Here is a 3,899-nt window from a genome sequence, read left to right on the forward strand (position 1 = left end):
GGTGGCGGGCCAGCGCGGCGGCCAGGGTGCGCCGGCCGCTGCCGGGCAGGCCGCGCAAGGCCCAGCAAGCACGTGACTCGTTGTCGCAAGTGCGTTGGCCTGTCGTCGGTGGCGCATCCTCGAGTGCAGCGGCTGGCGCCGGCAAGGCAGCGCTCAGCCTCGATCGCCATGCATCGGGCAGGATGAGCTCATCCAGCTTGGGCAGCTCTTGCCGGGGGCGATGCAGCCAACTGCTGGATGAGGGGGGCAGCCCACAGGCCAGCTCCCACAGCGCAGGGTGAGCGCGCAGGGCTGGTGCCTGCGCGGCCTCGGCGGCACTGGGCTGGAGCAGGTTCGCAGTCTGCATGCGCTGCAATGCGCGAGCGACCGTCAGGGGGGCCCAGCAGCGCACCAGGGTGGCGCGGGTGAGCAAGCCACCCTCGCCGTGCAGCTCGTCGATGAAGCGCGCCAGGCGGGGGTCGTCTTCGGGCAGGGCCAGGGCCACCCACATGCCCAGGTCATCCGGGCCCAGTGACAGGGCTTGGGCCAGTCGCTGCAGGCGTACACCACCTGCATCGGCATCTGAGGGTGAGTCGTTTGGCGTCAAGCTGGACGATGGGGCCAGCGCCAGGTCGAGGCGGTTGAGCGCTTCGTCCAGCGTCAGGTCGTTCAGGCCCAGTGCCGCGGCCTCGTCCAGCACACCGTGCAAGACGGGGTGGCGCGTCAACCAGCTGCCCAGCTCTTCGCCGTTTTGCAATGCACCCCGCAGCAGCGTCAGCAGGCTGCGCACCCGCCAGGCAGACAAGGTCGGGGCGATGGGGCGAGCGGTGTCTGGCATGGTCAGGCCTCGAAGTGAAAGCGCACGTCGCAACCCGAGGCGGGCACCCAGCCAGGGTTGCGGTCCAGCCCAGCCAGCCGAATGGCCAGGGGGAGGTGGTGCAAGGCAAAGCCCACATCGACCCGTTCACCTCGGCGTTCGATGCGAGCGGGCAGCTTCAGGCAGGTGGCGACCGCCTCGCTCTCGGGCAGGTTCAGCGCCAGGGACAGGCGATGGCGAAGGAGCGGCCACCAGCAGCTCAGTTCGTGGTCGGCTCGCCTGGGGGTTCGCTGTGCTGTGGATGAGGGGGCATGCGCAGGCCTGAGGGCGTCGGGCGATTGCAGCCTTTGGGCTTCGGCTTCGGGCAGCAAGGCCAAGGGGGCGGCGCCCAGTGCGGCAGCTGGGCGTGGGCGCCCAAAGGGTGATTGGGCGCGCAGCCAGCCAGCGATGGGGTCGCTGGCGAAGGAGCGGCCCAACAAGGCGATGCCCGCCGCGTGCAGGAACTGCCACGGTGACACGCTGAGCAAAGCGTGCCTGGGGCGGGTGAAGTCGCCGTAAAGCTCCCAGGCCAGCGCCACGTTCAGCAGGAAGAAGACGCCGCCCAGCGAGGTCTGCGTCGGGTGCGAACGAACGATGTGAAGGGGGGGCACGCAGCGCTGGGTTGGCGCCGCGCTGGCGGAGGCCGTGGTTGGGCCCTGGCTGATCGGTGTCGACGGCGCCATCGGCATGTCGGTGGTGGTCGTGGGCCCCGTGGCGCTGGCGTCTTGCATGCCGTGGCTTGGCGCAGCAAGTCGGAGCGGTTTGGCCTCGCCGTGGCCTTGATCGGTGGCGTGATCGGGCGCGGTGTCCTGGCGTGCGGGGCGCGGGCCTGTTGATGGGGACGGTGGTCTGGCGGCGTGTGGCTGAGCGGGCTGTTGTTCAGCCAGGAGCCGGAGCGAGTCGAGACCGTGTTGGCTGACCTGCCCATGTCGCTCATCGGGTGCCGTGGGGGCAGGCGTCAAGCGTGCCCTCAGCTGACGTGCGTCCAGCGCCAGGTGGGGAGACCCGTGCAGCAAGGTGCACAAGGCCAGCAGGAGAGATGCCCCATCGAGGCGGTGCAGGTCTTCAGGCCTGTGCGATGGGGTGGGCTCACTGGCGAAAGGCCACGGACCCCCTGCGCGTGGACCCGTCTGGGGTGGCTGCGCCATGTCCGCTCCAGCCTCTTGCGATGAGAGCGTGACCTCGGCGTCGCCCAGGGCCTGCGTCAGCCATGCCGAGACTCCCTGGGCAACCGGGTGATGCCGCTGGATGGCTTGCAGCAGCGCCACTCGCCCTGTCGAGCCGATGTGCCTGGCCCATGCCAGCCCTGGCCCCATGGTCTTCAAGCGAACCATCGCCGCCGGTGCGGACCTGGCCGATGTCAGCCAAGCCTGCAGCGCCTCTTCGGCAGTGGGCCTGCGGCCCAGCCAGGTCTGCCACCACCATTGGTGCCCGATGCTTCCTTGCACGCTGTCGTGCGCCAGGCAGGCCAGCAGCTCGGCCTCGTCGGCGAACCAGACGGCCTCACAACCTGGTCCTGGCGAGGTGCCCATGGCCGGGCGAACGGCACTCCTCAGTCGGCCGGCCAGCACATCCACCGGGCTGTCGGGGTGCAGCGCCGACCAGGGTGCCTGCACGCTGCGCAACAGCACGATGGCGTCGGGGGGCAGGCCCAGGCGCGTGGGTGTCTGCCGCTCCATCCACCGTGTCACGTGCTGCCTGGCGTGGCTGGCGCTCAGGCCTTGCCCGTGCACCCGCAACCGTTGGACACGTGTGGCCTGGTCCATGGTCAGGCTTCGATGTTGTCGCGCTGGGTGATGCGGCCGTCCGCCGAGCCCTGCACGTCCAGCAACTGACCGACTTGCTCACCCACGTTGCCGGCGATCAGCCACAGCACTCGGCGTGTGGCCTTGTTGGTGGGTTGAAAGCGGATGCCCGTGGCCGCGCCCGCGATGAAGTTGTCCTGCAGCATCACCTGGCTGCCGTACTCGCCCTGCAGATCGATGGCCACCACGCCCGATTCACGACCGATTTTGGTGTCCGTGCGGACATCGTTTTGCCGCAGGTGGGCGGTCAGGGCGCCGTCGATGCCGATGCCCTCGGTGGTGCCCTCGACCAGGTTGCGCTCGACCATCACCGAACCTTCTTGCGAGCCGATGATGACGATGCCGTGTCGCATGGGTTTGCCAGGGTCTTCGGCGCTCAACACGTTGTCGTGCAGGTGTGCGCGTTGGGCATGCAGGCAGGCGATGCCGCCCTGGTTCGCGCCCACGGTGACGGTGCAGTGACCGATGTCGACGTGCATGCGGGTGCCCTGGCGTTTCGCCTTGATCGATGCCAGGTCCGCGATGCCGATGCCGACGGCTTGCGGGCCATCGTCCGCTGCCACAACGGCTTTCACGCCGTGCAGCCGAACCTGGGGCGTGTCCTGCACCGTCAGGGCACCAGCCAGTGCCTTGCCGTCGTCTTCCTCGTCGTCTTTCAGGCCAGCCAAAGAAAGGGCCTCGCGCAAGCTGTCGCGCCCGAAGCGGCCGTTGGCCTCGCCCACCAAGCTCAGGCCCTCGAGCACCAGGCTGTCGCAGTCGCGCACGACGAGCACCCGGGCAGACTGGCTCTCGTGCAGCAGCGCCTGGTGCCCCCGGATCTCGACGTGCCCTGCCTGGCTGAGGATCAGTGGCTTGCCCAGCTTGTACTCGCCGGGCTCGAAGCTGATGAGCGTGCGCTGGCTGCCCTGCAGGGCCTTGAAAGCCGCATGGATGGCCGATGCGGACATGCCCGGGTGGATGACGGTGTGCAGGCAGCTGCCGCTGCGCAGCTGGTCGATGGCGGCCTGCACATCGCTGACGCCACTCAAGCCGCTGCGCACGCCGTCCAGCCAGACCCGTTCGGCGTGTTGCACGTTGCGGCTGTCGCGCACGAACAGCAGGGGGGCGCCGCTGCCCTCGATTTGGTAGACCCGCACGCGGCCGGCGGCGGCACTGGCTGTCAGGTCGATGGCGTCTTCGGCCAGCGCGCGCTGCAGCACACCTGGGGCATCTGCCGCGGCCAGTGGCGTGTCGCGTGCGGGCGCGCGGTCGCCGAAGAA

3 protein-coding genes are annotated in these 3,899 nt (G+C 69.4%); all 3 read right to left on the reverse strand.

The window, feature by feature from the left end; translation table 11 throughout:
• Window positions 1–817: hypothetical protein (locus tag B2W70_RS04250; RefSeq protein WP_286743188.1), on the reverse strand; the 817-nt coding region annotated here is incomplete at its 3' end.
• Between the two features lie 2 nt (window positions 818–819).
• Entirely contained in the window at window positions 820–2,601 is a 1,782-nt protein-coding gene (locus B2W70_RS04255) for a hypothetical protein (RefSeq protein WP_286743189.1), read from the reverse strand.
• A 2-nt stretch (window positions 2,602–2,603) separates the two neighbouring features.
• Window positions 2,604–3,899 (reverse strand): hypothetical protein (locus tag B2W70_RS04260; RefSeq protein WP_286743191.1); only part of this gene is annotated, 1,296 nt, incomplete at its 5' end.

The sequence above is a fragment of the Aquabacterium sp. UBA2148 genome, assembly GCF_002328915.1.
Taxonomy (GTDB): domain Bacteria; phylum Pseudomonadota; class Gammaproteobacteria; order Burkholderiales; family Burkholderiaceae_C; genus Aquabacterium; species Aquabacterium parvum.